The 26,569-nt window shown below is 74.2% G+C and carries 20 protein-coding genes; 11 read left to right on the forward strand and 9 right to left on the reverse strand.

What is annotated here, in order from left to right; genetic code table 11:
* The first annotated feature begins 215 nt into the window (after nucleotides 1-215).
* The 3 genes from ACIQ5Y_RS21005 to ACIQ5Y_RS21015 are packed head-to-tail and all read left to right on the forward strand — an operon-like array spanning nucleotide 216 to nucleotide 3,603.
* Nucleotides 216-1,457 (forward strand): cobalamin biosynthesis protein CobG, encoded by a 1,242-nt coding sequence (locus tag ACIQ5Y_RS21005; RefSeq protein WP_403882656.1) that lies wholly within the window; start codon nucleotides 216-218, stop codon nucleotides 1,455-1,457.
* Complete coding sequence (locus ACIQ5Y_RS21010) at nucleotides 1,454-2,101, forward strand: precorrin-8X methylmutase (protein WP_384752824.1); 648 nt, start codon at nucleotides 1,454-1,456, stop codon at nucleotides 2,099-2,101. The genes ACIQ5Y_RS21005 and ACIQ5Y_RS21010 overlap by 4 nt, the downstream gene beginning before the upstream one ends.
* Nucleotides 2,098-3,603 (forward strand): precorrin-2 C(20)-methyltransferase, encoded by a 1,506-nt coding sequence (locus tag ACIQ5Y_RS21015; RefSeq protein ID WP_403882304.1) that lies wholly within the window; start codon nucleotides 2,098-2,100, stop codon nucleotides 3,601-3,603. Before ACIQ5Y_RS21010 ends, ACIQ5Y_RS21015 begins: the two co-directional genes overlap by 4 nt.
* A 60-nt stretch (nucleotides 3,604-3,663) precedes the next feature.
* On the opposite strand, the gene ACIQ5Y_RS21020 is transcribed toward ACIQ5Y_RS21015, so the two are convergent.
* From ACIQ5Y_RS21020 to cbiE, 3 genes are read right to left on the reverse strand one after another with little or no spacing between them, the layout of a single operon-like run.
* The gene (locus ACIQ5Y_RS21020) at nucleotides 3,664-4,566 is read right to left on the reverse strand and encodes a cobalt-precorrin-6A reductase (RefSeq protein ID WP_403882307.1); all 903 of its coding nucleotides are present in this window, start codon (nucleotides 4,564-4,566) and stop codon (nucleotides 3,664-3,666) included.
* Nucleotides 4,556-5,305 (reverse strand): precorrin-4 C(11)-methyltransferase, encoded by a 750-nt coding sequence (cobM, locus tag ACIQ5Y_RS21025; protein ID WP_403882310.1) that lies wholly within the window; start codon nucleotides 5,303-5,305, stop codon nucleotides 4,556-4,558. Before cobM ends, ACIQ5Y_RS21020 begins: the two co-directional genes overlap by 11 nt.
* Nucleotides 5,302-6,555: a precorrin-6y C5,15-methyltransferase (decarboxylating) subunit CbiE gene (gene cbiE / locus ACIQ5Y_RS21030; RefSeq protein ID WP_403882313.1), complete on the reverse strand. Its 1,254-nt coding sequence runs from the start codon at nucleotides 6,553-6,555 to the stop codon at nucleotides 5,302-5,304. Before cbiE ends, cobM begins: the two co-directional genes overlap by 4 nt.
* A 195-nt stretch (nucleotides 6,556-6,750) precedes the next feature.
* Between cbiE and ACIQ5Y_RS21035 the strand changes: the two genes are divergently transcribed.
* Complete coding sequence (locus tag ACIQ5Y_RS21035) at nucleotides 6,751-7,707, forward strand: oxidoreductase (RefSeq protein ID WP_403882659.1); 957 nt, start codon at nucleotides 6,751-6,753, stop codon at nucleotides 7,705-7,707.
* Between the two features lie 120 nt (nucleotides 7,708-7,827).
* Nucleotides 7,828-9,243, forward strand: coding sequence for an FAD-dependent oxidoreductase (locus tag ACIQ5Y_RS21040; RefSeq protein WP_403882316.1), 1,416 nt, complete (start codon nucleotides 7,828-7,830; stop codon nucleotides 9,241-9,243).
* Here the strand turns inward: ACIQ5Y_RS21040 and ACIQ5Y_RS21045 are convergent.
* On the reverse strand, nucleotides 9,240-10,181 hold the full coding sequence (locus tag ACIQ5Y_RS21045) for a trypsin-like serine peptidase (protein ID WP_403882318.1): 942 nt from the start codon (nucleotides 10,179-10,181) through the stop codon (nucleotides 9,240-9,242). The genes ACIQ5Y_RS21040 and ACIQ5Y_RS21045 overlap by 4 nt on opposite strands.
* Nucleotides 10,182-10,395: 214 nt before the next feature.
* Here ACIQ5Y_RS21045 and ACIQ5Y_RS21050 point away from each other — a divergent pair, with 214 nt between their 5' ends.
* The 4 genes from ACIQ5Y_RS21050 (at nucleotide 10,396) to ACIQ5Y_RS21065 (ending at nucleotide 18,831) form a co-directional block, all read left to right on the forward strand.
* Nucleotides 10,396-11,778, forward strand: coding sequence for a hypothetical protein (locus ACIQ5Y_RS21050; protein WP_403882321.1), 1,383 nt, complete (start codon nucleotides 10,396-10,398; stop codon nucleotides 11,776-11,778).
* Complete coding sequence (locus ACIQ5Y_RS21055) at nucleotides 11,775-13,952, forward strand: hypothetical protein (protein WP_403882323.1); 2,178 nt, start codon at nucleotides 11,775-11,777, stop codon at nucleotides 13,950-13,952. Before ACIQ5Y_RS21050 ends, ACIQ5Y_RS21055 begins: the two co-directional genes overlap by 4 nt.
* Nucleotides 13,953-14,050: 98 nt before the next feature.
* A complete protein-coding gene (locus ACIQ5Y_RS21060) occupies nucleotides 14,051-15,163 on the forward strand; it encodes an AAA family ATPase (RefSeq protein WP_403882326.1) in 1,113 nt (370 codons plus the stop codon).
* Nucleotides 15,160-18,831, forward strand: a complete 3,672-nt coding sequence (locus ACIQ5Y_RS21065) for an SAV_2336 N-terminal domain-related protein (protein WP_403882329.1) — start codon at nucleotides 15,160-15,162, stop codon at nucleotides 18,829-18,831. The genes ACIQ5Y_RS21060 and ACIQ5Y_RS21065 overlap by 4 nt, the downstream gene beginning before the upstream one ends.
* Here the strand turns inward: ACIQ5Y_RS21065 and ACIQ5Y_RS21070 are convergent.
* The 4 genes from ACIQ5Y_RS21070 to ACIQ5Y_RS21085 all read right to left on the reverse strand — a co-directional run bounded on the left by ACIQ5Y_RS21070 (nucleotide 18,814) and on the right by ACIQ5Y_RS21085 (nucleotide 22,904).
* On the reverse strand, nucleotides 18,814-19,740 hold the full coding sequence (locus ACIQ5Y_RS21070; RefSeq protein ID WP_403882332.1) for an ion transporter: 927 nt from the start codon (nucleotides 19,738-19,740) through the stop codon (nucleotides 18,814-18,816). The two genes, ACIQ5Y_RS21065 and ACIQ5Y_RS21070, sit on opposite strands and share 18 nt — an antisense overlap.
* 128 nt (nucleotides 19,741-19,868) lie before the next feature.
* Nucleotides 19,869-20,723 (reverse strand): ABC transporter ATP-binding protein, encoded by an 855-nt coding sequence (locus ACIQ5Y_RS21075; protein ID WP_403882335.1) that lies wholly within the window; start codon nucleotides 20,721-20,723, stop codon nucleotides 19,869-19,871.
* Nucleotide 20,724: 1 nt separating this feature from the next.
* On the reverse strand, nucleotides 20,725-21,843 hold the full coding sequence (locus tag ACIQ5Y_RS21080; protein ID WP_403882338.1) for a FecCD family ABC transporter permease: 1,119 nt from the start codon (nucleotides 21,841-21,843) through the stop codon (nucleotides 20,725-20,727).
* The gene (locus ACIQ5Y_RS21085) at nucleotides 21,840-22,904 is read right to left on the reverse strand and encodes a FecCD family ABC transporter permease (protein ID WP_403882340.1); all 1,065 of its coding nucleotides are present in this window, start codon (nucleotides 22,902-22,904) and stop codon (nucleotides 21,840-21,842) included. The genes ACIQ5Y_RS21080 and ACIQ5Y_RS21085 overlap by 4 nt, the downstream gene beginning before the upstream one ends.
* A 145-nt stretch (nucleotides 22,905-23,049) precedes the next feature.
* Between ACIQ5Y_RS21085 and ACIQ5Y_RS21090 the strand changes: the two genes are divergently transcribed.
* Nucleotides 23,050-24,069, forward strand: a complete 1,020-nt coding sequence (locus tag ACIQ5Y_RS21090) for an ABC transporter substrate-binding protein (protein WP_403882343.1) — start codon at nucleotides 23,050-23,052, stop codon at nucleotides 24,067-24,069.
* An 85-nt stretch (nucleotides 24,070-24,154) separates the two neighbouring features.
* Here ACIQ5Y_RS21090 and ACIQ5Y_RS21095 read toward each other — a convergent pair whose 3' ends face one another.
* Complete coding sequence (locus tag ACIQ5Y_RS21095) at nucleotides 24,155-25,069, reverse strand: (2Fe-2S)-binding protein (protein WP_403882346.1); 915 nt, start codon at nucleotides 25,067-25,069, stop codon at nucleotides 24,155-24,157.
* Between the two features lie 245 nt (nucleotides 25,070-25,314).
* Here ACIQ5Y_RS21095 and ACIQ5Y_RS21100 point away from each other — a divergent pair, with 245 nt between their 5' ends.
* Nucleotides 25,315-26,511 (forward strand): acetyl-CoA carboxylase biotin carboxylase subunit family protein, encoded by a 1,197-nt coding sequence (locus ACIQ5Y_RS21100; RefSeq protein ID WP_403882349.1) that lies wholly within the window; start codon nucleotides 25,315-25,317, stop codon nucleotides 26,509-26,511.
* Nucleotides 26,512-26,569 lie beyond the last annotated feature (58 nt).

A 26,569-nucleotide genomic window follows, 5' to 3' on the forward strand; every position in this document is an offset into this window, starting at 1 on the left:
CCTCAAACGCCGGCGGGGCTGGATTGGCGGGGCGGGCTGGATTGGCGGGGCGGGGCTGGATTGGCGGGGTGGGCTGGATTGGCGGGGCGGGGCTGGATTGGCGGGGCGGGCTGGATTGGCGGGGTGAGGCTGGAATGGCCCGGCAGGGCGGGAACGTGACGGTGTGGGTGCTCAGGGTGGCGACGGACACAGGTCGGGGGAGCGGAAACGTGGGTATGCTCGCCGCCATGCCCCAGCCCCCTGTCGCCGCATCGCGGGACGAACCCGTCATACGGGACCGCGGTGACGCCTGCCCCGGCGCGCTGCGGCTGCACGCCGCGGACGACGGGTTCCTCGCGCGGGTGCGGATCCCCGGCGGGCTGCTGACCGCTCCGCAGGCCGCCGCTCTGGCGCTCGCCGCCGACCGGTTCGGGGACGGGCACCTGGAACTCACCTCGCGGGGGAACGTACAGCTGCGCGGCCTCGCCGACGGGTGCGGAGGCGGGCTCGCCGAGTTGCTCGACGCGGCCGGGCTGCTGCCGGCCCCGGCCCACGAGCGCGTGCGCAACATCGTCGCCACCCCGCTCGCCGACCCCGGTCCGGCACGGGCGCTCGACGCCCTGCTCTGCGCCGACGCCCGGGTCACCGCCCTGTCCGGGCGGTTCCTGTTCGCCGTCGACGACGGCCGCGGCGACGTCGCCGCGCTCGACCCCGACGTCACCCTGCTCGGCCCCGACGCGGACGGCCGTACGCTGCTGCGCCTCGGCGCGGCCCGGGACGCCGTCGAGGTCCGGGCGCAGGACGCGCCCCGGGCCGCGCTGCTGGCCGCCCACCACTTCCTCGACGCCGTCGCGGACGCCGGGACCCGAGCCTGGCGAGTGGCGGAGCTGCCCGATGAACACGCCCTGGATGCGGGCCGGTTCGGTCGACTGCTGGCCGGCCTCGGGATCCCCGCACGGTACGTGCCCGACGCGCCCAGGCCTTACGCGCCGCCGCCGGAGCCCGGGGCGCACGCGGACGCGCTCTGCGTACTGGTCCCGCTCGGCCGGCTCACCACCGCCCAATGGCGGACGCTGCCGGGAGAGTTGCGGGTGACGCCCTGGCGCAGCATCGTCGTCATCGCCGGCGCCCCGGCCGTCGACCCCGGGCTCGTCACCGACCCCGACAGCCCCTGGCGGTCCGTCACGGCCTGTACGGGCCGGCCCGGTTGCGCGAAGTCCCTCGCCGACGTGCGTGCAGACGCGCGCGCTCTCGTGGACGGCACGCGCGGCCCGCTGCCCGTGCACTGGTCCGGATGCGAGCGCAGGTGCGGGCATCCGCGCGGTACGCAGTGGGTGGACGCCCTCGCGACGGGGGACGGATACCGGTTGTCCGTGCACGGACGGGAAGTGTCCCGTGCGCCCGCAGACTTGGCGGCCGCCCTTTCGGCCGCGCGCAACGCGAACCCCTCAGAGTCCGAAGCCGCAGTGAAGAAATGAGCGAGTACACCGTGTTCGAGTACGAGAAGGACGGCGCCGCGATCTACCGCCAGTCCTTTGCCACGATCCGCGCCGAGGCGGACCTCTCCGGGCTGCCCGCCTCGGTCGCCCAGGTCGCGGTGCGCATGATTCACGCCTGCGGAATGACCGACCTGCCCCGCGACCTGGGGTACACCCCCGAGGTGGTGCTGCGGGCCCGCGCCGCCCTGGAGGCCGGCGCGCCGATCCTGTGCGACGTGCAGATGGTCGCCAGCGGGGTCACCCGCAAGCGGCTGCCCGCCGACAACGACGTGATCTGCACCCTCTCCGACCCGGCCGTGCCGGAGCTCGCCGCGAAGATGGGCACCACCCGCAGCGCCGCCGCCCTCGAAGTCTGGCGCGACCGGGGCCTGTTGGAGGGCTCCGTGATCGCCGTCGGCAACGCGCCCACCGCGCTGTTCCGGCTGCTGGAGATGATGGAGGAGGGCGCCCCGCGTCCGGCCGCCGTCATCGGTGTGCCCGTCGGCTTCATCGGCGCCGCCGAGTCCAAGGACGCCCTCGCCGCGCACCCCTCCGGGCTCGACCACCTGATCGTGCGTGGGCGGCGCGGCGGCAGCGCCATCGCCGCGGCAGCCCTCAACGCCATTGCGAGCGTGGCCGAATGAGCGAGCAGGACCGGGCCGGCACGGGTCGGCTGTACGGCGTCGGGCTCGGGCCCGGCGATCCGAACCTGATGACCCTGCGGGCGGTCGAGGTGATCGGCGAGGCGGACGTCGTCGCCTACCACAGCGCGCGCCACGGGCGGTCCATCGCCCGCTCGATCGCCGCGAAGCACCTGCGCGAGGACCACATCGAGGAGCCGCTGGTCTACCCGGTCACCACCGAGACCACCGACCACCCCGGCGGCTACCAGGGCGCGATGGAGGAGTTCTACGAGGCCGCCGCCGCCCGGCTGGCCGCGCACCTGGACGCCGGCCGGACCGTCGCCGTGCTCGCCGAGGGCGACCCGCTCTTCTACAGCTCGTACATGCACATGCACAAGCGGCTCGCGGACCGCTACGAGACCGAGGTGATCCCCGGCGTCACCTCGGTGAGCGCCGCCGCCGCCCGGCTCGGCACCCCGCTCGTGGAGGGCGAGGAGGTGCTGACGATCCTTCCCGGCACCCTGCCCGAGGAGGAGCTGACCGCCCGCCTCGCCGCCACCGACTCGGCCGTGGTGATGAAGCTCGGTCGGACCTTCCCCGCCGTGCGCGGCGCGATGGAGAACAGCGGCCGGCTCGCCGAGGCGCGCTACGTCGAACGCGCCACCATGGAGGGCGAGCGGACCGGGATGCTGGCCGAGACGGACGCGCAGAGCGTGCCGTACTTCGCCGTCGCCGTGGTGCCCAGCCGCATCGGCAACCCCGGCAGCGTGCCGTCCGGGCCCGGCGAGGTCGTGGTCGTCGGCACCGGCCCGGCCGGACCGCTGTGGCTGACCCCGCAGACCCGGCGGGCGCTCGCCGACGCCGAGGTGCTCGTCGGGTACACGACCTACCTGGACCGGGTGCCCGTCAAGCCGGGCCAGGTCAGGCACGGTTCGGACAACAAGGTGGAGTCGGAGCGCGCCGAGTTCGCGCTCGACCTCGCCCGGCGCGGCAAGCGGGTGGCCGTGGTGTCCGGCGGTGACCCGGGGGTCTTCGCCATGGCCACGGCGGTCCTGGAGGTCGCCGGGCAGGACGGCTACAAGGACGTGCCCGTGCGCGTCCTGCCGGGCGTGACGGCGGCCAACGCGGCGGCCGCCGCGGCCGGCGCCCCCCTCGGCCACGACTACGCGACCGTGTCGCTGTCGGACCGGCTCAAGCCGTGGGAGGTCATCGCGGAGAGGCTGCGCGCCGCGGCCGCCGCGGACCTGGTGCTCGCCCTGTACAACCCCGGTTCGCGCAGCCGGACCTGGCAGGTGGCGCAGGCCCGCGAACTGCTGCTGGAGCTGCGCGCGCCCGAGACCCCGGTGGTCGTCGCACGTGACGTGGGCGGGCCGGAGCAGTCGGTGCGGATCGTCACGCTCGCCGAACTGGAGCCGTCCGAGGTCGACATGAGGACGATCCTGCTGATCGGCTCTTCGCAGACGCGGATCACCGAGCGGGCCGACGGCTCGCGGATCACGTGGACCCCGCGCCGGTACCCGTGACCGGGGTAAAGTGACAGGCGTCGGTCCCGGGGTACTTATTCCACCCCGGGCCCGACGCGTTCACGCCCGCTGTCGCAGCCAGTTCAGGGCCTCGGCCACCGAACCCGTCTCCGCCACGCCCTGCGGGACCGCGGGCCGGCGTACGACGAGGACCGGGACGCCCGCCTCCCTGGCCGCGGTCAGTTTGGGGGCGGTGGCCGAGCCGCCGCTGTCCTTCGTCACCAGTACGTCGATCCGGTGGCGGGCCAGCAGCTCCCGCTCGTCGTCCAGGGTGAACGGGCCCCGGGCCAGTACGACTTCCAGCCTCGGCGGCACCGGTGCGTCCGGCGGGTCCACCGAACGCACCAGGAACCACGTGTCGGTGAGGTGCGCGAAGGTGTGCAGCCCCATCCGGCCGGTGGTGAGGAAGACGCGGCCGCCCAGGGAGGGCAGCAGTTCGGCCGCCTCGGCGAGCGAGTCCGCGAAGGTCCACGCGTCGCCGGGCTCCGGGGTCCAGCCGGGGCGGCGCAGCGCCAGCAGCGGGATGCCCGAAAGGGCCGCCGCCTGCGCCGCGTTGAAGCTCATCCGCTCCGCGAAGGGGTGGGTGGCGTCCACGAGGTGGGTGACCCGGTGGGCGGTGATCCATGCGGCCAGCCCGGCGGGGCCGCCGAAGCCGCCGATGCGCGTCTCGCCCGGCGGCAGCACGGGGTCGGCGACCCGGCCCGCGAGCGAGGTGGTCACCCGGAACCGGGCAGCCGCCTCCGGCGCGCCCGAGGGTTCGCGGGCAGGGCCGACGCCGAGCCGCGCGTCTGGTGCCGGGCCCCGCCCCGCACCGGCCTCCGGGACCGTGCCCCCTCCCGCGCCGGCCAGGGCGCCGGCCAGGCGGCGGGCTTCCGTCGTGCCGCCGAGGATCAGGACGTGGTGCGCGGGGTCGGCCCCGGGGAGCCCGGCGGGCCGAGCGGTCCCGGCGGATTCAGCAGACATGCCGGTCGCGCTCGGGGGAGTACAGGTGGCTGTCGCGGAACTGCTCCGCGCCCAGCGTGCGGCCCACCACGATGACGGCGGTGCGGACCAGCCCGTGCTCCTTCACCCGGCCGGCGATGTCGGCCAGGGTGCCGCGCAGGATCAGCTCGTCGGGGCGGCTGGCCATCGCCACCACCGCCACGGGGCATTCGGCCCCGTAGTGCGGCAGCAGTTCGTCGACGACCCGGTCCACGTAGCGGGTGGCGAGGTGCAGGACCAGCAGGGCGCCGCTGCGGCCCAGCGTCGCCAGGTCCTCGCCCGGCGGCATCGGGGTGGCCTGCTGCGCGATCCGGGTCAGGATCACGGTCTGGCCGACGGTGGGGACGGTCAGCTCCCGCTTCAGCGCCGCCGCGGCCGCCGCGAAGGCCGGCACGCCCGGGACGACCTCGTAGGGGATGCCAGCCGCGTCGAGCCGCCGCATCTGCTCCGCGACCGCGCTGAAGATGGACGGGTCGCCGGAGTGCAGCCGCGCTACGTCCTGGCCCGCCTCGTGGGCCCGTACGCACTCGGCGATGATCTCGTCCAGGTTCAGCCGCGAGGTGTCGACCAGCCGGGCGTCCGGCGGGCACTCGGCGAGCAGTTCGCGCGGGACGAGGCTGCCCGCGTACAGGCAGACGGGGGCGGCGGCCAGGGTCCGCGCGCCGCGCACCGTGATCAGGTCGGCGGCGCCGGGGCCGGCACCGATGAAGTACACGGTCATGTCTGGTCCTGGTCCTTTTCCTTGGTGACTGACCACTGGGTCACGGGCATTGCCTGCCGCCAGCCCGTGAAACCGCCCACCGGCACGGCGTGCGCGACGGCGAGCTTCACGAGTTCGCCGCCGTGACGGCGATAGCGCTCGGTGAGGACCGCCTCCGATTCCAGGGTGACGGTGTTGACGACGAGCCGGCCGCCGGGGGCGAGTGCCGCCCAGGCCGCGTCGAGGAGCCCCGGCGCGGTCAGCCCGCCGCCGATGAACACCGCGTCGGGGGCGGGGAGGCCGGAAAGCGCGTCCGGGGCCGCGCCGACGACCACGCGCAGCCCGGGTACGCCCATCGCCGCCGCGTTACGGGTGATCCGCGCGGCCCGCTCCGCCACCCGCTCCACCGCCACCGCCCGGCAGGACGGGTGCGTCCGCATCCACTCGATGCCGATGGAGCCGGAGCCGCCGCCGATGTCCCACAGCAGCTCGCCGGGGGCCGGGGCCAGCGCGCACAGGGTCGCCGCGCGGACGTGGCGCTTGGTCAGCTGGCCGTCGTGCTCGTAGGCGGCGTCCGGCAGGCCGGGGGTCGCTCCGAGGCGCGGGGCGGGGTGGGCGGGGTCGCGCCGGCAGTCGACGGCGACCACGTTGAGGGGGTCGCCGGGCGCGTGGTCCCAGCCGTCCGCACGGCCCTCGTACGAGTCCTCGCGCTCCGATCCGAGCTGCTCCAGCACCCGCATCCGGCTCGGGCCGAAGCCCCGCTCTCGAAGCAGAGCGGCGATCTCGTTCGGGGTCGCCGCTCCGGCGCTGAGCACCAGCACCCGGCGCCCCTCGTACAGGGCGGCCGCGAGGCGGGCCACCGGGCGGCCCACCACCGTGACGACCTCGGTGTCCTCCACCGGCCAGCCCAGGCGCGCGCAGGCGTAGGAGACGGAGGAGGGGTGCGGGTGGACGAGGAGGCCCCGCGGCCCGAGTTCCTCGGACAGCGCGCGGCCGATCCCGTAGAACATCGGGTCCCCGCTGGCCAGCACCGCGATCCGGCGGCCGGCGTGCTCGGCCATCAGCCTCGGCACGGCGGGCCGCAGCGGGCTCGGCCAGGCCACCCGCTGCCCGGCGCACTCGGCGGCCGGCAGCAGGTCGAGCTGGCGCGGCCCCCCGATCAGCACCTCGGCGTGGGAGAGCGCGGACCGCGCGGGGGCGGTGAGCCCGGCCCAGCCGTCGGCGCCGAGGCCGACGACCGTCACGGGTATGGGGGGCGGTGCGGAGCTCACTGCGCGGTACCTCGGGGACGGGGAGGGGACGGGCGGACGGGAGGACGGACGGGAGGACGGACCGGATGGCGAACGGGAGAACGGACAGCCGGTTCCGCATGACTGCGGAACCGCAGCCTACTGGCCTGCGGATTCCGGGGAGGAACCTGCCCTGGCTCCCGGACCGGGGTCCCTGCGGGCTACCCTCGGTAACCCATCTTTCCCGAGGGACGTGAGGGAGTCCCCGGCTGGAACGCCACGGACATCCCCGACCAGCGCGGCCGCACCGCCGTCGTCACGGGGGCCAACAGCGGGATCGGCTACGTCACCGCCCGCGAGCTCGCCCGGCGCGGCGCCACCGTGGTGCTGGCCTGCCGCAGCGCGGCGCGGGGTCGAGCCGCGGTGGTCAGGCTGCGCACGGAAGTCCCCGCGGCCGAGGTGGAGTTCGCCGAACTCGACCTTGCGGAGCTGGCGTCGGTCCGGGAGTTCGCCACGGCCTTCGGGAAACGCCACGGGGCGCTCGACCTGCTGGTCAACAACGCCGGAGTGATGGCCCTGCCGTTCGGGCGCACCACCGACGGCTTCGAGACGCAGTTCGGCGTCAACCACCTCGGCCACTTCGCCCTGACCGGACTGCTGCTGCCGAAGCTGCGGGCCGCGCCGCCCGGCGCCCGCATCGTCAACGTCTCCAGCGGCTTCCACGCGCTCTCCGACATCGACCTCGACGAGCTGAGCGACGAACACGGCTACCGCCGCTGGGCCGCCTACGGCCGCTCCAAGACCGCCAACCTGCTCTTCACCCACGAACTGGCCCGGCGCTTCACCGCCGCGGGTTCCACGATCACCGCCGCCGCCTCCCACCCCGGCTACGCCTCCAGCAACCTGCACTCCGGCGCCGCGAAGCTGGAGGGCCCCACCCTCCTCTCGCGGATGACGGCCGTCGGCAACGCGGTCCTCGCGCAGCCCACCGCCTCCGGGGCACTGCCCACCCTCTACGCGGCCACCGCGCCCGGGGTGCGCTCCGACGACTTCATCGGGCCGCGCTTCGGCTGGCGCGGGGCGCCCGTCCGGTCCTGGCGGGCGAAGTGGACCCTCGACGACAAGTCCGGCGAAGCGCTCTGGACCACCTCCGAGAAGCTCACGGGCGTCTCGTACGCGTCCCTGCCGCGCTGACCCTCCGGGTGGTCCGCGCACGCGGGCGCCCCGCCGTGAGCCCGTCCGCCCCCGGGGCGCTACCAGGCGCCCCGGACCGCCCCTGACCTGGCCGCCGCACTCCCCGGGAGACTCTGCGACATGAGCGACGACGACATGGACAACCACCCAGAAGCCCACGACCACGCGGTGGTCCTCGGGGCGGGCATCGCCGGGTTGCTGGCGGCGCGGGTCCTCGCGGACCGGTTCGCACGGGTGACCCTGGTCGAGAAGGACGAACTGGCCGAGGTCGCCCCGTCCTTCCGGCCGGGCATCCCGCAGTCCCGGCACGTGCACGTGCTGTGGTCGCGGGGCGTACGGCTGATCGAGGAACTGCTGCCCGGGATCACGGAGAAGCTGCGGGCCCACGGGGCCGCCCTGCTCAACAGCCCGAGGGACTTCCTCTGGCTGAGCCCCGCCGACTGGTTCCACGAGGTCGACGGCTCGGAAATCCTGCTGGCCAGCAGGGAGTTGCTCGACTGGAGCTTACGTCGCGAGGTGCTGCGGAACGAGCGGATCCGGCTGCGCGCGGGCAGCCAGGCCACCGGGCTCGTCGGCGCACCGGACGGACGCTCGGTGACCGGCGTGGAGTTCCGCGACGGCGACCCGCTGGCCGCGCGGTTCGTGGTCGACGCGACCGGGCGCACCTCCAGAGCCCCCGCCTGGCTGGCCGCGCTCGGCTTCCCGACACCGGAGACCACCCGCTACGACTCCCATCTCGGCTACTCCAGCCGGTACTTCGAGATCCCGCCCGACCCGGAACGGCGCTGGCAGGGCCTCTACGTCCAGGGCCGCCCCGACCTCCCGCGAGGGGCCGTCCTCATCCCGCAGGACGGCGAGGACCGGTGGCTGGCGACCCTCATCGGCAACGGCGAGCACGCCCCGCCCACCAAGGACGAGGAGTTCCTCGACTTCGCCCGCAGCCTGCGCAGCCCTGCGCTCCACGACGCCCTGCGCGAGGCGAAGCCGCTGTCCCCGGCGACCGCGTTCCGCTCCACCGCGAACGAATGGCGCCACTACGAGCGGCTGGACCGCTGGCCGGCCGGATTCGTCGTACTCGGCGACGCGGCCTGCCGGTTCAATCCGGTCTACGGGCACGGGATGACGGTCGCGGCGCTCGTGGCGGACGCCCTGCGCAGGGAGATCGCCCCCATGGCCCCCCAGGACATCCCGGCGGCCGCCCGCCGCATCCAGCGCAGCGCGGTGGCCGAGGCGGAAACGGCCTGGCAGATCGCCACCAGCGAGGACATGCGCTACCCGGGCACCGAGGGCCCGCCTCCGGACCGGGCCACGAAGGTCCTGCAGGGCTACATGTCGCGGGTGATGGTCGGCGCCAACTCCGACCAGGCCATCGCCGACCGCTTCTTCGGAGTGCTCTCCCTCTCGGCCCCGCCGACCACCCTGCTCAGCCCGGGCACGGTGGTCCGCGTCCTGTCCAAGTGGCGCCTGCCGACCTCCCCGACGGCCGCCGCCTACCCACCGCACCACGCCCCGCCGGGGTCCGGGTCCGGGGGTTAGGGCTTGGTGGCGCGCTCGTACAGGGACCGGACCCCGTCGCCGAAGTAGCTGCTGTACGAGGTCTCCGCGTCGCCGCCTCCGTCCCGCCCGCCGATCACCCCGATCAGGGTGCTGCCGTCGGTCAGGATCGGGCCGCCGCTGGTGCCGTTCGGGACGTCCGCGCAGTCCAGCCGCAGCTGCGTCGGGCCGGCCGCCACCGCCGTGTTGCGGCAGTCCAGCGGCTCCTCGGAGTTGTTCGGATAGCCCACGACCCGCGCGGGGGCCGGGAGTTGGGGACGGAAGGCGATGGTTTCGGCCCCGGTGACGTCCTCCAGTCGCTGCCCCGGATAGCCGGGGCGGCGCAGCCGGATGAAGGCGACGTCGTGGTCCGGGTCCTGGTCCTCGATCCAGCGGGGGTCCACGTCGATGCGCGTCGGCACCCAGATGCCGTACGGGGCCACGCCGTCGCGGTAGCCGGGGGCGAAGGCCAGGTTGGTGCGGAAGCCGCGGGTGTACACGCAGTGGGCGGCGGTGACGATCAGGTCGCCGTGGGGAGAGTGGACCACCGCGGCCGAGCAGTGGTGGTCGGGGTCGGGGTCCTGGCCGGGGGAGAACAACGCGCCGATCGCGGGTTCGGCCGCGGCCGGACGGGCCTCCAGGGGCTCCGAGGGCCGCCATCCGGCGGACCTCCAGTTCACGGTCCCGCCGTCCCCGAAGGCCTTGTCGTCCGTCGGCGGCTCGGCGGCCTCCCGGACGATCCCGTCGAGCACCTCGGAGGCCGTCCGGTCCGCCCGCTCCGGGTCCTGTTGGTACACGCCCCGCTCCGGATCCCCGTCCTCGACGTGGGCCGCGATGGCGCGCAGCTCCCATGCGTACCAGCCGCCCGCGAGGACCAGCGCGCACAGGACGACGAGGAGCAACGAGCCCCGTACGACCCGCGCCTCAACCCTGCTGACCATCCGGTGCTCCCACCCCACAGACATGTACGACCTCTCGTCAGATGGGCCGGGAGTCGCGGCGGGTTCCGGGGCCGGGACGTGTTCATGCTCACAGTCGGGCCCGTCGGCCGGGCCCGCCGTCTCCATTCCGAACTCGCACATCCCTGACGCCGGTTGGCGGCTCGGCGCTATCGTGCCGGGCGGGGGCGAGTGACTGTGCGAGGGGGCGGGTGCGATGCGGTTTCTCTTTGTCCACGGTACGGGGGTGCGGCGGGAGCGGCACGATTCGCTCTTCGGGCTGGTGCGGGAGCGGCTCGCCGGGCGTTTTCCCGGGGCGGACGTCGACTCCTGCTACTGGGGTGACCGTTTCGGGGCGGACCTCGGCGCGGGCGGCCGCTCGGTGCCGGGCCTACGGCCGGGGCCGGGGCCGGACGAGGAGGGCACCGACGCCGAAACGGCCTCCTGGGCGCTGCTGATCGCCGACCCGCTGTGCGAGGTGCGGGTGCTGGCCGAGGCCGGGTGGGAGGGCGGATCCGAGGACGACGGCTTCGCCATGCCCGGCGTACGGTCCGAGGGAGCCCGAGTGCTGAGCCTGCTGGCGGCCATGCCGAGCGAACTCCCCACGGCCACGGCCACGGCCCACGCACCCGATGCGGCCGGTGGAGCCCATGGAGTCCATGCGGCCGGTGGGGCCCATGGAGCCGGCGCGACCCACGGAGCCCATGGAGCCGGGGCGACCCACGCGCCCGACGCGCCGCGCGCAGGGGGTGCGGCGGGAGAGTTCGTCGCCCTGCTGCGCGGGACCGGGCTCGGGTCGTACCTTCCCGCCGCGCTGGAATCCACCGCCCGCTCCGCCGAAGCCGCACGGGCCGGGGAGCGCGCCGCCGACGCCGCGCAGGCGGCGGAGCTGGCCGGTGTCCTCGCGCGGGCCGTGACCGCCGCCGCGCTCGCCTCCGCCGGGGCCGAAGCCGACTGCACCGGCGCCGAACGCGACCGCCTCGTCGAACTGCTCACCACCCGACTCGGCGGCGACGCCCGGGTACCGGGCGCCCGCGCGGCCGCCGTCCTGGGCCGGCTCGCGCTGCGCGTCACCACTCAGCCCCTGCTCAACGCCTGGCGCGGCTCCCTCACCGTCGGCGCCACCCCCGCACTCGGAGACATCCTGCGCTACCAGGCCCGCGGCCACGCCCTGCGCGACTTCCTGCACACCGAGATCACCTCCCGGCCGGGGCCGACCGTACTCATCGGCCACAGCCTCGGCGGGATCGCCCTCGTCGACCTCCTCGCCCTCGCCGCCGCCCGAGGCGAGCCCGTACCCGGCGTGGAACTCCTCGTCACCGTGGGCTCCCAGGCCCCCTTCCTGTACGAACTCGGCGCGCTCACCGCGCTGGAGCCCGGGGAGAAGCTCCCGTACGGCTTCCCGCGCTGGCTCAACGTGTACGACCGCCAGGACGTGCTCGCCTACCTCGCGGGCCCCGTCTTCCCCGGCGACCCGCGGATCAGCGACCACGAGGTGGGCAGCCGGCAGCCCTTCCCCGCCTGCCACAGCGCGTACTGGAAGCAGAACACCCTCTACGAGCGGATCGGGCAGGCGGTGACCGAGGCGGGGATCGGGTGACCACCGACGCGGCCGGCCCCGGCACGGCCCCGGACCCGGTCCCGGACACGGCCCTGGACCCGAACCGGGATCCGGCCCCGGACCCCGGCTTCCTGCCGCCGGCCCTCGGCCCCGGGCGGACCTTCGCGCTGGTCGCCGGGGTCGAGCGGTACGCCGTCAGCCCCCGCTGGAACCTGCGCGGCCCCGCCCGCGACGCCCTGCGCTTCGCACGCTGGCTGACCGGGCCCGCGCAGGTGCCGCCCGGCAACGTCCGCCTGCTGCTGTCCCCGATCGACGGGCCGGACAGCCTCGACTGGTCGGACTCCCCGGCCATGGCCGCCCTGCGCACGGCGCACCGGCCCGCCACCGAGGCCAACGTGAAATCGGCGCTGCTCGACGAACTCCCGCAGTGCGACGGCGACCTGCTCTGGATCTTCTGGGCCGGACACGGCTACCTCGGCCCCCGCGACGAGCTGATGCTCCCCTGCGCCGACGCCCACCCCGGCCAGATCCGCCACCTCAACCTCGACTCGGCGCTGCGCTGGTGGCGCACCGACCTCGTGGGGCGCCGCAGGTTCCCACTCCAGGCAGCGCTCGTCGACGCCTGCCGGGTCGACGCGCCCCGCGACACCCGCTGGAACTTCGGCAACAACGACTACGGCGGCGGCAGTTCGGTGCCCGGACGGCGCCAGTTCCGGCTCTACGCATCCCGCGAGGGCGAAGCCGCGCAGAACGACGCCGAACGCGGCGCGGGCCGCTTCACCGAGGCCCTGCTCACGGAGCTCGGAGAACGTTCCGTACGGGAGGGAGTCACCGGACTCGCCGCCTCCGCCCGCACCATCCACCGCGCCTTCCGGGAGCAGCGCGACCGCGGCGAGGGCTGGCAGCTGCCGCAGTTCCTCGTCGACCGGGACTGGGACGCCTGCTCCTTCCTCGACGAGGACCTGCCCGGCGCAGACCGGCCCCGGCACGCCCCGCCCCGCGCCGGCCGGCTCGACCAGACGGCCTGGGACGGGCTCGGCGTCCTCTTCGCGGGCCGCGCCCTGCCGCGCCACGCGCACGAGGCGTACGCGTGGGCCTTCAAGGCGGTCGGCTGCACGACCCCGATGGCCGCCGGACTGCCCGGCGACACCCTGCTCGACGTGGTCCAGGACCTGGACGAACGCCAGGGCGGCAGCACCGGGAGCACCGGCATGCCACCGGCGGTGCCCTTCGTACGGTTCCTCGCCGACCGGGCCGCGGCGACCGACGCGGTGTGGGCGGCCCGGCTGCTGGAATGGGTACGCGAAACCCGTGCGCGGCTGGCCCTGCCCGTGCTGCCGCCGCCCCCCGGCCCGGCGCCCCGGACCGCCCTGGACGTCCGGCTGGACGTGCCGCCGGGCGGCGAGGACGGGTTCCTGGTCCGGATGTGGCTGCGCGGCGACGGGACCCGGCAGGTGTGGGAGTCGCAGGGCGCGCCGCTCACGCTGGAGGCCGTACGGGAGGAACTGCTGCGGCAGCTCGCGCCGACCGGCGGGGCAGGGTCGGGCGGCCCCGCGCCGGGGGTGCCGTACACGGCGGTGGACCGGATCGAGTTCCACGTCCCGTACGAGCTGTTGGACACCGACTTCGACCAGTGGCCGGTGCCGCGCGGCCCGGCCGGGCGCCGCAGGGCCCTCGGCCTGCTCTACCAGGTCGTGGTGCGCTGTCCGGAGGAACGGGCCGACACCCGGGCCGAGTGGCACACCAAATGGCGGTGGCTGTGCATCCGGGGCGGCCGGCACCCCGAAGCCGTCCGGGTGGTGTGGGACGCCGAGACCACGGACACCCTCGGGTTGGAGCTGGCGGCGGGCCCCGCCCCCGCCTGCGTCGTGGCGCACACCACCACCGCCCCGCACGAAGGGCTGCTGGAGGCCGTACTCGAAGGGGGCGTTCCGGTTGCGGTGTGGCGGCGCGGCGGCGGCACACCGGAGCCCGCCCTCCTCGACCTGCTCGCGCCCGCCGGGCCCGATGGCCGCCCCGACCCCGGGGCGCTCGACGTGCTCGACCTGCCCGCGCGCGTACGGGAGGTGCGCCGGGCGGCCGCCGGAGTGCCCCCGGGCGGACATGCGCGCCCCCCACAACCGCCGCCAGGGGCAGACCAGTTGGTTCTGTTGTGGGACGATCCCGACGACGTGCCGGGCCTCCGGCCCCTGGCCTGCCCTCCTGATCCGTGACTCCTCGGCCCGATCCCCGATCCCCGAGCCCCGACCCGCTCCGCACCCGATCCATGACCACGGACAGACGGACAGACGGACAGACGGCGACACCGACGATGGAGGCACAGGCAGTGGCGAAGGACTGGTGGCTGTACCACGGGACCGGTGAGGGCGCGGACCGGCGTGCCCGCCTGGAGGCCGGCCCGCCGCCGCCCTGGCGCAGGTTCAACGGCGCCCCGGACCCGCAGTACGCCCCACCGGGCTGTGAGGGGAAGGCCTGGCGGCAGACGGTGGAGCGCGGGGAGGGCTACGTACCCGACGAGCCGGAGAAGGACGTCGTCAACACGGCCCTGCACCTGCGCAGGCCGCTCCTCATCACCGGAAAGCCGGGCGTCGGCAAGTCCACGCTCGCCTACAGCATCGCGACGGACCTCGGCCTCGGGCCCGTACTGCACTGGCCGATCACCAGCCGGACGGTCCTGCGCGACGGGCTGTACCTCTACGACGCCGTCGGACGGCTCCAGGAGGCGGGCCTGGAACAGCTGCGCCCGCCCGGCACCGATCCGGCTGTCGAGCGCACCACACCGGACGCCGCACCGGACGCAGCGCCGGACGCCGTGCCCGCTCCCGTCACCGCCCCCTCCATCTCCCGCTACCTGAGCCTGGGCCCGCTCGGTACCGCGCTGCTGCCGCAGGACCGCCCCCGCGTGCTGCTCGTCGACGAGATCGACAAGAGCGACATCGACCTCCCCGGCGACCTCCTCACCGTCTTCGAGGACGGCGGCTTCGTCATCCCCGAACTGGCCCGCCTCGCCAAGCAGAGCCGTACCGTCCCCGTCGGCACGGCGGACGGCCTCGACGCCACCGTGCGCATCAAGGACGGCAACGTCCAGTGCCGGTACTTCCCCGTGGTCGTCCTCACCAGCAACGGCGAACGAGACTTCCCGCCCGCGTTCCTGCGGCGCTGCGTCCGCCTCCACCTGGACGCCCCCGGACCGGACAAGCTCGCCCGCATCGTGCGCCGCCGCCTCGGCGTCGACATCGAGACCGACGAGGAGTACCGGGAACTCGTCCGGGCCTTCCTCGACCGCGCCGAGGACGGCGACCTGGCCACCGACCAGCTCCTCAACGCCATCCAGCTCAGGCTCGCCGGTGCCTGGTCGTCCCCCGGTGACCGCGACCGCTTCCTCGACACCGTCATGCAGCACCTGACCGGGCCGACGGCGTGATCGAGAAGCTGCTCGCCGCCTTCGCCGAATTCCCCGACGGCGCCGGGGACGGCGGCCCGCGCCCCGGCGCCGGGGTCGAGGAGATCGCCGACATCCTGTGGCTGGCGGCCCGGGTGGACCCGGCGGGCGCCCGCCCGCCCACGGCTCCGCAGGCCGGGCCCGGGGGCGGGCAGCCGCCGGCCGCCGGACCCGTCGCGCCCGATGCCGTCCCGGCCCACGGCGGCGACCGGGGCGGCGAGGAACCGGACGTACGGCTCTACCCGGCCGCCGTGCCCGTCCGCGACCCCGGGGGGAACCCGGCTGCGGCCCCGGCGGGGAAGCCGGGCGACGCCCCCGGGGGCCGACGGGGCACGCCCCTGCGGCTGCCGCGGGCCGGCTCCCTCGACGACCCGCTCGGCCTGATGCGCTCCCTGCGCCCCGTCGGCCGCCGCTCCATCGGCGGGCCGGGGGAGGAGCTGGACGAGCAGCTCACCGTGGAACGCAGCATCGAACGGATGGTGCCCACCCCGGTCCTGCGGCCCGCCGAGAGCCGCTGGCTGGACCTGGCCCTGGTCGTCGACACCCACCACTCGATGCTGCTCTGGACGGACTTCGTGGACGAACTCCGCAAGGTCCTCACCCGCAGCGGGGTCTTCCGCGACGTGCGCACCTGGCAGCTGACCGGCACCGCCTCCGGGGCCACCCCCATGGTCACGCACCGCCGGGGCGGTCCGCCCCGCAACCCCCTCGAACTCGCCGACCCGGCGGGCCGCCGCCTGCTTCTCGTGCTCTCCGACACCGTGGCCGGCGGCTGGCGCGAAGCCCCGCTCCAGGGCGTGCTGCGGCACTGGAGCGCGCACAACGCCGTGGCCGTGCTGAACGTGCTACCCGAACGGCTCTGGACGCGTGGCGCGGTCCGGCCCGTCCCCTTCTCCCTGCGCGCGGACCGCCCGGCCGTCGCCACCCGTGCCTGGCAGCGGTTCCCGGGCGGCCGGGCCACCCGCACGCGCGGCACCCCGCGCCGCAGGCGCCCGGCCGACGGTGCTGCTCCCGCCGCCGTCGTCCCCGTCGTCGGGCTCGCCTCCTCGGGCCTGGCCCGGCTGCTGCGCGTGGTCTCGGGGGACGGCCGCCGCCACCGCCTGGCGTGCCTGCGCCTGGACGCGCGACCCGGGCTCGCGGCGCCCCCGGAGGCCCCCGTGCCGCCCGTGGCCGCCACCGCCCTGGAGGTCGTGGAACGCTTCCGGGCGAACGCCTCCCCGACCGCCCAGCAGCTCGCCGCCCACCTGGCCGCCGTACCGCTGACCCTCCCGGTGATGACCCTGGTACGGCGCTCCCTGCTGCGCGAATCCGAGCACGGGCACCTGGCGGAGGTCGCCCTCGGCGGGCTCTTCGCACCGTGGGGTCCCGAACAGAGCTCGGACGACGTCGAGTTCGAGTTCCTGCCGGGTGTACGGGAAGCACTGCTCGGCTCGCAGCTGCGCGGCGAGGTGGCCGCCGTACGCGAACTCGTACGCCGCCGCGTCTGGGAGTACATGACCCGCAACCGGGGCCCGGGGCCGGACTTCTCCGCGACCCGCGTCACGAGCGGGCGGGACGGGCGCCGGCTGGTGGCGCCGGACGCCCAGCCGTTCGCGGCCCGGCCGCGGCCCGTCCGGGCGGAGCCGGGGCTGGCCGACCGCGTGGTCCGGGTCCGGTACGACACCATGGCGGAGCCGCAGGAGGTCGGCACCCTGCTGACGCCGCGCCTCGTGCTCACGGTCGGGGACGCGCTGCTCCTCACGAGTGCGGTCGTATGGGTCCGCGTCACCGGCCGAGAGGTGGCGTGCCGCCGGGTGTGGTCGCAGGATTGGGCACTGCCCCGGGTGTACCTGCTGCTGGCCGACGAGGACGTCGTGGATCCGGCCGTCTTCGCCGGGCCCCTGCGCTGGTCCGACGAGGACGCGGGGCCGGGCCGGGGCCGGGTGGACGGCTTCACCGATCAAGGGGAACCGGTCGCACTGACGGGCGAGGTGCTTCCGGCAGGCGGTGCAGCCAACGCCGAACTCGTACGACTCTCCGCCGAACCGGAGAACTGGACGCACTACCGCGGCGGCCCGGTCTCCCGCGACGGAGAACTGATCGGCGTGGTCCACGGGATCTGGCCGGACCGCATGGTGCTCCTGTCGAGCCGGTCCCTGCTGGATGAGCAGGGCTTCCGTCGTGTCCTCGACGCGCACAGGGCGGTGCGCGGCGTGGTGGGCCGGGGAACCCAGGCGGGTCTGATGTTCGACATCCGCCGCACGGGCCACCGGCTCGCTCCGCCCGACCCGATGGGCGGGACACTGTCGTACGAGATCGGGCAGCCGTTCGACACGTTCCTGCGGGACCTCCTGCGCGACATCGGGGCGGCGGCGCAGGTGATCGAGGGCACCGAGGACTCCCGGCTCGTCATGGTGTACGACCCGGGCGCGATCGGCATGGTCGGGCGGATGCTGTGCGAACTGCGCATGAAGGCAGCCGAGTTCCTCGACGCACAGGCGCCGTGGATCGCGGGTCTCACCGTGGCGGTGAGCACGGGGGCGGAAGCCCTCCCGCCGGCCGCCCGGCAGGTCGAGGACGCGGGACACCGGGAGACGTCCGAGCCGCTGCGGATCTTCGTGTCCCATTCCTTGTACCGGGAGATCGCCATGCAGCTCGGCGTCGCCGGGCAGCGCACCCTCTCGGCGAGCGGCGCCGGGTCGGCGGACTGGGTTTCCGTCGACGACCCGGCCGAACTGGGGCAGGCCCTGATCGACGCCGACGAGGTTCGGCGCGAGGACGTCGACTGGCAACTCTGCGGCTACCGCTCCTCGAACCCGGTGGGCTGCACCGGCATCCGGCTGCCCGGGTACGACCGGTGCCTGGCCCATCTGAACGGAGCGGAACTGGCGGCCTACCTCGGGAGTCTCGGGCCGGGATCACCGCTGGACCTCAGGGGCACCACCTTCGTCCCCGGACTGCTCGGGGACCTCCTGCACGCGGTGACGGATCGGGAGACGGGGCGCGTCAGGCTGGGCAGGGTGGACTTCGACCGCGCACTTTTCATGGACGACTGGACGACCGAGCGGGCGGAGTTCTCGGGCGGTGTCTCCTTCAACCACGCGGTGTTCCAGCGGCGCGCACGGTTCGGGGGGTGCGCTTTCGCCGGGTCGGTCTCCTTCGACGGCGCGGTCTTCCAGTACGCAGCGGTTTTCGAGCAGGCCCGGTTCCGCGGCGCGGCGCGGTTCCGCCGCACCCGCTTCGCCGACGGCGCCGGCTTCTCGGGGTGTGTCTTCGGCGAGGAAGTCTCCTTCGCCCGAGCGGTGTTGGAGGGTCCTTCGGACATGAACGCGGTCCGGGTCGCGGGATCGGCCGACTTCGCCCGGGCTGTCTTCCGCGGCGTGCTCGGGCTGCACGACGCCGTGTTCACCGGGCCGGTGTCCTTCCGGCACACGGCATGGGAGGGCGAGCTGTTGTCGACCGGGGCCGTGTTCGAGTGCCCGGTCGACTTCGACTCCGCAGACTTCCAGGGCCGTGTCCGCTTCGAAGGCGTGCGCTTCGAGGCGAACACGGACGCGGAACTCCCGTCGTCCGGCGAGCCGGACCGCTGGACCGTCGGACGGCGCCCGGACGGCACGCACGACATCCGCCTGCGCGACACGGAGCAGGACGGCTCAGGATCCGGAGTGTGAGGCCGCCTCCAGCCGCCGCTCCGGCAGCCCCTCCGGCGACGGCGACGGCGGCGCCGCGGCGGCCAGGCCCGCCTCGATCTCGTCCAGCGCCCGCCGCGCCGTCGCGATCCGCTCCTTGAGGTCGGCCCCCTCACCGCCCTGCGCCGGGATCCGGTTGTTCTCCTCCTCGATCTCCCGTGCCTCGTCCAGGGAGTTGAGGACGACGCCGATCAGGACGTTCACCAGCACGAAGGAGGCGAGCAGCGCGTACGAGGCGTAGAAGAGGATGCTGAGCCGGGAGATCTGCAGCCCCGCCCGCACCGCGTCCGTCAGCCCGTCGAGCGTGGTCAGCAGGAACAGCGTGAGCCCGGCCCGGCCCACCGAGCCGTAGTGCTCGGGGTCGGCCTCCGCGAAGCAGACCCAGCCGATCATGGCGTACACGTACACCACCAGCGCCCCCACGAACAGGAAGCTCGCGGTGCCCGGAAGGCTGCGGCCCACGGCGATCAGCAGGATCCGCAGGTGCGGCAGGAAGCGCGCGGTGCGCAGGACGCGGGCCAGGCGCAGCAGCCGCAGGATGGTGGTGTTCTCGCGGACGAACGGCAGGAAGGCGGAGGCCACGACCGCGAGGTCGAAGAGGTTCCACGGGTCGCGGAAGAATGCTTTCGGCTGGTCGGCCTGCGCGCCGATCCGCAGCAGGATCTCCAGCGTGAACAGCGCCAGGCAGCAGTTCTCCGCGCCGCCCAGCACCAGCCCGTACTCCCCGGCGAGACCGCTGTACGTCTCCAGACCCATCAGCGCCGCGTTGAACAGGATCGCGCAGAAGACGACGATCCCGAAGGCCGGTGCTTCGGTGACCAGCCGGCAGCGGGCCGCGAGCTTCATCCGGCCGCGTCCGGCCGGTTTCGGGTTCGTCGTCGTGCTGGTCATGGTGCTCCTCGTACGTTCGACTGCGTCGCGGGCGGGCGGGCGATCGGTCGGCCCAATGCCTCTAACGCGTTACAGCCGATCGGGTTTCACACCCGTCGCATACGTACCGGGAGCGGCTTCCGGCCCCGTCAGGCGATTTCCGTTCGGCGACCGCCCATCGGGACGACCAGGGGGGTGCCGGCCACCGGGCATTCGATGACCGCGGCGCGCAGGCCGAAGACCTCGTGGACCAGTTCCGGGGTGACGATCTCGGACGGTGGGCCGGCGGCGACGACCCGGCCGTCGCGCATCGCGATGAGGTGTCCGGCGTAGCGGCAGGCGAGGTTGAGCTCGTGCAGGACCATCACCACCGTGCGGCCCTCCGTGCGGTTGAGGTCGGCGACCAGTTCGAGGACGTCGACCTGGTGGGCGAGGTCGAGGTAGGTCGTCGGCTCGTCCAGCAGCAGCACCGGCGTGTGCTGTGCCAGCGCCATGGCGATCCACACGCGCTGGCGCTGGCCGCCCGACAGCTCGTCGATGGAGCGGGTCGCCAGCTCCGCGGCACCCGTCGCCGCCAGCGCGGCGTCCACCGCGGCCTCGTCGGAGGAGGACCACTGGCGCCACCACCGCTGGTGCGGGGTACGGCCGCGGGCCACCAGGTCGCGTACGGAGATGCCGTCCGGCGCGCTGGGGGTCTGCGGCAGCAGGGCCAGGCGCAGCGCGAACTCCCGTGCGGACAGGCCCGCGATGTCCTCGCCGTCCAGGTGGACGGCGCCGCCCACGGGCTTGAGGAGCCGGGCCAGCGCCCGCAGCGCGGTGGACTTGCCACACGCGTTCGGGCCGACCAGCGCCGTCACCCGCCCGGCCGGGATGTCGAGGTCGAGCTCCTCGGAGACGATGCGGTCGCCGTAGCCCAGGCGCAGCGCGGAGGTGCGCAGCGCGGTGGGCGTGGTGCCCGTGGACGGGGCCTCGGTGGACGGGGTCTCGGTCAGCGGGGCGGTCATGTCAGCCTCCCTTTCCGGCCCGGTTGGTACGGGCGAGGAGCAGCAGCAGGTACGGGGCGCCCACGGCGCCGGTGAGGACGCCGACGGGCAGTTCGGTCGGGGCGAGCACGAGGCGTGCGGCCAGGTCGGAGAGGATCAGCAGGACCGCCCCGGTCAGCGCGCTGGTGACCAGGGGGATGCCCGCGCTGCCGGTCATCCGGCGCGCGATCTGCGGGGCGCCCAGCGCGATGAAGGCGATCGGGCCGGCCGCGGAGGTGGCCAGCGCGGTGAGGCAGGTGGCGAGGACCAGGAGGGCGATCCGGGCGTGCCGCAGCGGGATGCCGAGGCTGCGCGCGGTGTCGTCGTCGTACTGGAGCAGCTGGTACGGGCGGGCGAGCGCCAGGGTCAGCGGTACGAGCACCGCCAGCGCCAGCCCGGACCACTGGACGTGCTCGTAGCCGCGCCCGTTGAGGCTGCCGGTCAGCCACACCATGGCGCGGGAGGCCTGGTCGATGTCGGCGCGGGCCAGCAGCCAGCGGGTCAGCGCGATCAGGGCCCCGTTCGCGGCGAGGCCGACGAGGACGAAGCGGTAGCCGGTGATGGTGCCGTCCCGGTAGGCCAGCAGGTAGATGGCCAGCGAGGTCAGCAGGGCGCCGGCGAGGGCCCCGAACGGAACGGCCCCGAAGGTTCCGGCGCCGGCCGCGGCGACTCCGCCGACGAGGATCGAGCACACCGCACCGGCCCCGGCGCCGGCCGCGATGCCGATCAGGTCCGGGCTGGCGAGGGGGTTGCGGGTGACGGCCTGGAACACGGCGCCCGCCAGCCCGAACGCGGCTCCCACCAGCAGCGCGGTCAGGGCGCGGGGCAGCCGGAGCTGGTGGACGATCAGATCGGCCGCGCCGGAACCGGTGCCGAGCACCGCGCCCAGTACGTCGCCGACGGGGATCGCGAAGGTGCCCAGCGACACGGAGGCGATCAGGCCCGCGAACCCGGTCAGGACGAGACCGAGCACCGCGAACGCGACCCGGGGGCGTACGGCGAATCCGACGGGTCCGAACTCGAACCGCAGCCGCCGCGCCTTCTTCTGACGGACCGTCGTGACCCCGGTGGCGGCGGGGGGCGCCGTACTCGTCGCGCTCATCGGGTGTGCTCCTTGAGCTTGCCGCGCTTGACCAGCAGCGCGAGGAACGGCGCGCCCAGCAGTGCGGTCACCACGCCCGCCTCCAGTTCGCCCGGCCGGGCCACCATCCTGCCCACCACGTCGGCCGCGAGCATCAGGGAGGCCCCGCCGAGCGCCGAACACGGCACCAGCCAGCGGGCGTCCGGCCCGGTGAAGGCCCGTACGACGTGCGGCACGACCAGGCCGATGAAGGTCACCGGACCGGCGGCGGCGACGGCCGCGCCGGTCAGCAGGACCACGGCGAGGGCGCCCAGGGCGCGGGTGGACTTGACCGGGGTGCCGAGCGAGCTGGCGAGGTCGTCACCGAGGGCGAGTGCGTTGAGCCGGCCACTGAGCCCGATGGCGAGGACGAGTCCGACGACGACGAACGGCAGCAGCTGCATGCCCAGTTGAGGATCCCGGCCGGCCAGGGAGCCCACCGCCCAGAAGCGGTACTGGTCCAGGGTGCGTACGTCGAGCAGGACCAGGGTGTTGGTGCCCGCGTCCAGCAGCACGGTCACGGCCGCGCCGGCCAGGGCGAGTTTGGCGGGGGTGGCGCCGCCGTAGCCGGTGCCGCCGACGGCGTAGGCGATGAGCCCGGCCAACGCCCCGCCGAGGAAGGCGAACCAGATGTACTGGTACGAACTCGTCAGCCCCAGCATGCCGATGCTCGCGGCGACCGCGAACGAGCCGCCCGCACTGATGCCGATCAGACCCGGGTCGCCGAGCGGATTGCGGGTGATGTCCTGGGCGACCGCGCCCGCGGCGCCCAGCGAGAGCCCGACCAGCAGGCCCAGGAAGGTACGGGGCATGCGCAGTTCGCGGACCACGACCGCGTCACCGGCGTCGCTGCCCGATATCGCGGCCAGCACGTCCGAGAACGGCACGGCCTTGGTGCCGATCGCGAGGGAGGCGCAGACCATGGCGGCCACGGTGACGACCAGCGCCGCGAGTACCAGGGACCGGGACGCAACTCTGCGGGGTGGCGGGACGGTTGGGGCGCTGGCCGCGCCGGGGGACGCGGTGACGGGCTTCAGAGACACTCACACAAGGTAAGGGATGCCTAACCGAATTTGTGCCATGGTTCCGTCTGGATTTTGACCACGAAGAGCAGCTAGTCTTCACAACGCGTTCACTCAGGCAAGCCTTACCTAAGAACGAATGTTCCCTCTGGAGAACCGAGAACCGATGAACACCTTCACTCAGCGCCGCCGGCCGGGCCGGATCGCCGCTGCCGTTCTCACGGCGGCCCTCGCCCTTTCGCTGGCCGCCTGCGGCGGCAGCGGCGACGACACGAAGCCGGGCGCCGAGTCGTCGAAGCCGACGACCGCCGAGTCGGCCGGCTTCCCGCGCACGATCACCCACGACAAGGGCAAGACGGAGATCAAGGCCAAGCCCAAGCGCGTGGTGGCCCTGGACAACAGCCTGGTCGAGGCGGTCGTCGCGCTCGACGCGCCGCTGGTCGGCGGAATCGGATCTTACCGTGACCAGAAGGGCTTCCCGCCCTACCTCGGTGAGGCGGTGAAGGACACCAAGGACGTCGGTCCGCTCGACAGCCCCAACCTGGAGGCCATCGCGGCCCTCAAGCCCGACCTGATCGTGTCGGCGACGGTCCGTCACGCCGACTTCTACGACCGGCTGAGCCAGATCGCGCCGACCGTGTTCGTGAAGACCACCGGACCGATCTGGAAGGAGAACATCACCTTCCTCGGTCAGGCGCTGGGTCAGGAGGAGAAGGCCGCGGCCAAGCTGACGGCCTACCAGACCCGTGCCAAGAAGATCGGCGACGCCATCAACGCCAAGGGCGGCGGCTCGGCCGACGGCAAGCCCACCTTCTCGGTCGTGCGCTTCGTCGACGGCCCGACGCGCATCTACCTGCCCAAGACCTTCAGCGGCATCATCCTCACGGACATGGGTCTGACGCGCCCCGAAAACCAGCGCGACGAGGCGAAGTTCAACATCGAGATCAGCGAGGAGCAGATCCAGCAGGCCGACGCCGACCACATCTTCATGACCAGCTTCTCGGGCGGTGAGGAGCGCAAGAAGAAGTTCCTCGCCAACCCGCTGTGGCAGCGCCTGAACGCGGTCCAGAAGAACCAGGTCCACGAGGTCGACGACGCCACCTGGATGACCTCGGTCTCCCTCCAGGGCGCCGACGTGGTCCTCGACGACCTGGCCAAGGCCTTCCAGGTGGACCCCGCCAAGTAGGCGGCGCCGCCTCACCGGCAAGGGGCCGGTCCCCGCCCCGTACGCGATGCGTACGGGGCGGGGACCGGCCCTTCGGCATTCCCGCTCAGGTCTGGTCCTCGATCCGGCGCAGCCGCTCCGCGTCGCAGGTCCGCGGGCAGGTGGCGCAGGCCCGGGACGGGTCCAGGGTGTAGTACATGCAGCAGCCGAGCCGGGTACGGGTCGGGTGCAGGTGCCCGGAACGGTCCGCGAGCCGCCGGAAGTCGGCGCCGCCGGGGAAGGGGGCTATGGCCGTCGGGAGCAGCTCGGTCGCCTCGCGCACCGCCCGCTCCTCCTGGCCCAGGGCGCGGCCGAGGTACCAGATCCCGGAGACGAGGTCGTCGGTGACCATGCCCCACAGGGCCCGGTCCCGGCGGCGGACCCGCGGCCCGATGGCGGCGAGCAGCGGTCGTACGTGATCGGCGACGGCCGCGCGCAGCTCGGCGCGCAGGGCCTCCTCGTCCGCGACCACCCTGGCCCCCGGCAGGTGCGCCGCGGGATCGCCCGGCAGGCACGCGAACCCGGTCCCCGGGACGATTTCGAACGTGCCCGTGGCCAGGTCGACGCGGACCTCGCGCGGGCGGACGCGGGGTACGCGCCGCTCCAGGTACCAGGCGCCGCTCATCAGCAGGCTGACGGTCCAGAGGTAGTCGTGGAGCGCGCGCGAGGCGGCGACGTCGGGGCGCGGATCGTGGCCGTGGCCCGCCCGGATGCGGTCGGCCTCGGCGGCGACGAAGGCGTCCAGGGCTCCCCGGTCGTGGACCGGTTCCGCCCGCTCCGCCAGCTCGGCGCCGCCGACCCACCGCCGGGCGTGCCCGGACGGCTGTGCGAAGGGTCGCGCGAAGGTCGGTGTGCCGGCGGCCGCCACCTGCACGTCCAATGCCTCGCAAACCGTCGCGAGGCGGCCGTAGGTCCGCGCCAGGGTGGCGGCGCAGTCCGGCGCGGGACGTGGGGGAGACGCGATGCGCGGGACCGCCGTCATCGGTTCTCGATCATGTTCGACACTGGGACTCCATACGAGGGAGTAGGTAAGGCTTACCTTAACCCAATGATCTATGATCATGGACGCCGCGCCACCCCGCGTGTCTCGAACGGGAGTTGAGACTAAGGGTTGGCTAACCTAAGCTGCTTTTGCCGGCGGGTTCGGAAATCCGTCGGCACCGAGGCGTGCCGGAAAGCAGTCACCCGCTCACCCCCACAGCTCAGGACTCGGAAGGGGCTCAGCCCATGCGGTTGTACCTGCTCGCACTCAACCCCACCGACTCGGTGACCGAGGGGTTCCTCCCCGCCGCGGCCCGACTGGGCCTCCAGGTCACCGTCCTCACCGACCAGCCCGACGCGCACCGCCGCTCGGCGCCGGACGTCGAGGTCCTGGAGTGCGACGTACGCGACTTCCGCGCGGTGGTCACCCGGATCGCGACCCACCACGCACCCGACGCGGTCTTCACCAACAGCGACCACCTCCAGACCCAGGCCGCCCTGGCCGCCGACTACTTCGGCCTCCCCGCCAAGGACTGGCGGACCGCACTGCGCGTCAAGGACAAGGCCCAGATGCGGCGCCACCTCGCCGCGAGCGGACTCGACGCGGTGTGGTCGACGGAGCTCGCCGCCGGACAGGACCCGGCCACCCTCACCGCCCTCGACGTGCCCTACCCGTGCGTGGTCAAGCCCCGGGAGGGCGTGGCCAGCGAGGACGTGGTGCTGGTCGAGGGGCCCGAGGAACTCGTCCTGCGCTGCAAGGAGATCCAGGAGCGCCGGCCGCGGGCGGCCCTCGTGATCGAGGAGTACCTGGCGGGCGAGCTCCACAGCATCGAGACGCTCGGCGACGGCACGGTCCGCCACGTGCTCGGCGGCTTCCACACCCGGCTGTCCCCGCCCCCGTACTTCATCGAGGAGCGCTGCACCTTCGTCGGCGCCCACCCCGAACCGGTCGTCCGGCAGGTCCTCGCCCAACTCGACGCCCTCGGCGTCGGATTCGGCATCTGCCACACCGAGTTCGTCGTGCACGAGGGCCGCGCCCGCATCATCGAGGTCAACTACCGGGCCATCGGCGACCAGATCGACCTGATGCTCGCCCGGCTGCTGGACATCCCGCTCTTCGAGCACGTCCTGCGCACGCACCTGGGCGAGCCGCTCCCCGCCGACCTCGGCGCCCGCACGGACGGCGCAGCCCTCGTCGACTACCCGTGCGCCCGGAAAGCCGGCACCCTCACGGCCGCGCCCGAGGCCGCCGACCTCACGGTCGACGGCGTCGAACTGACGTACCGCCCGCTGCGCGCGGTGGGGGAGCGGCACGACCTGTACGGCACCAACCGCGACTACATCGGCGTACTGCGCGCGGTCGGCCGGAACACCGACCAGCAGACCGTCGACCGGGTCGCCGCCGACCACCTCGCGGCCCAGCGCTGGGAGATCACCCCGTGACCACGACCGTCCCGACCGTCCCGGCCGCCCGTGCCGACGCGGCCGCGCCCGCCGATGC

This window comes from Streptomyces sp. NPDC096339, from assembly GCF_044762985.1.
GTDB lineage: Bacteria > Actinomycetota > Actinomycetes > Streptomycetales > Streptomycetaceae > Streptomyces.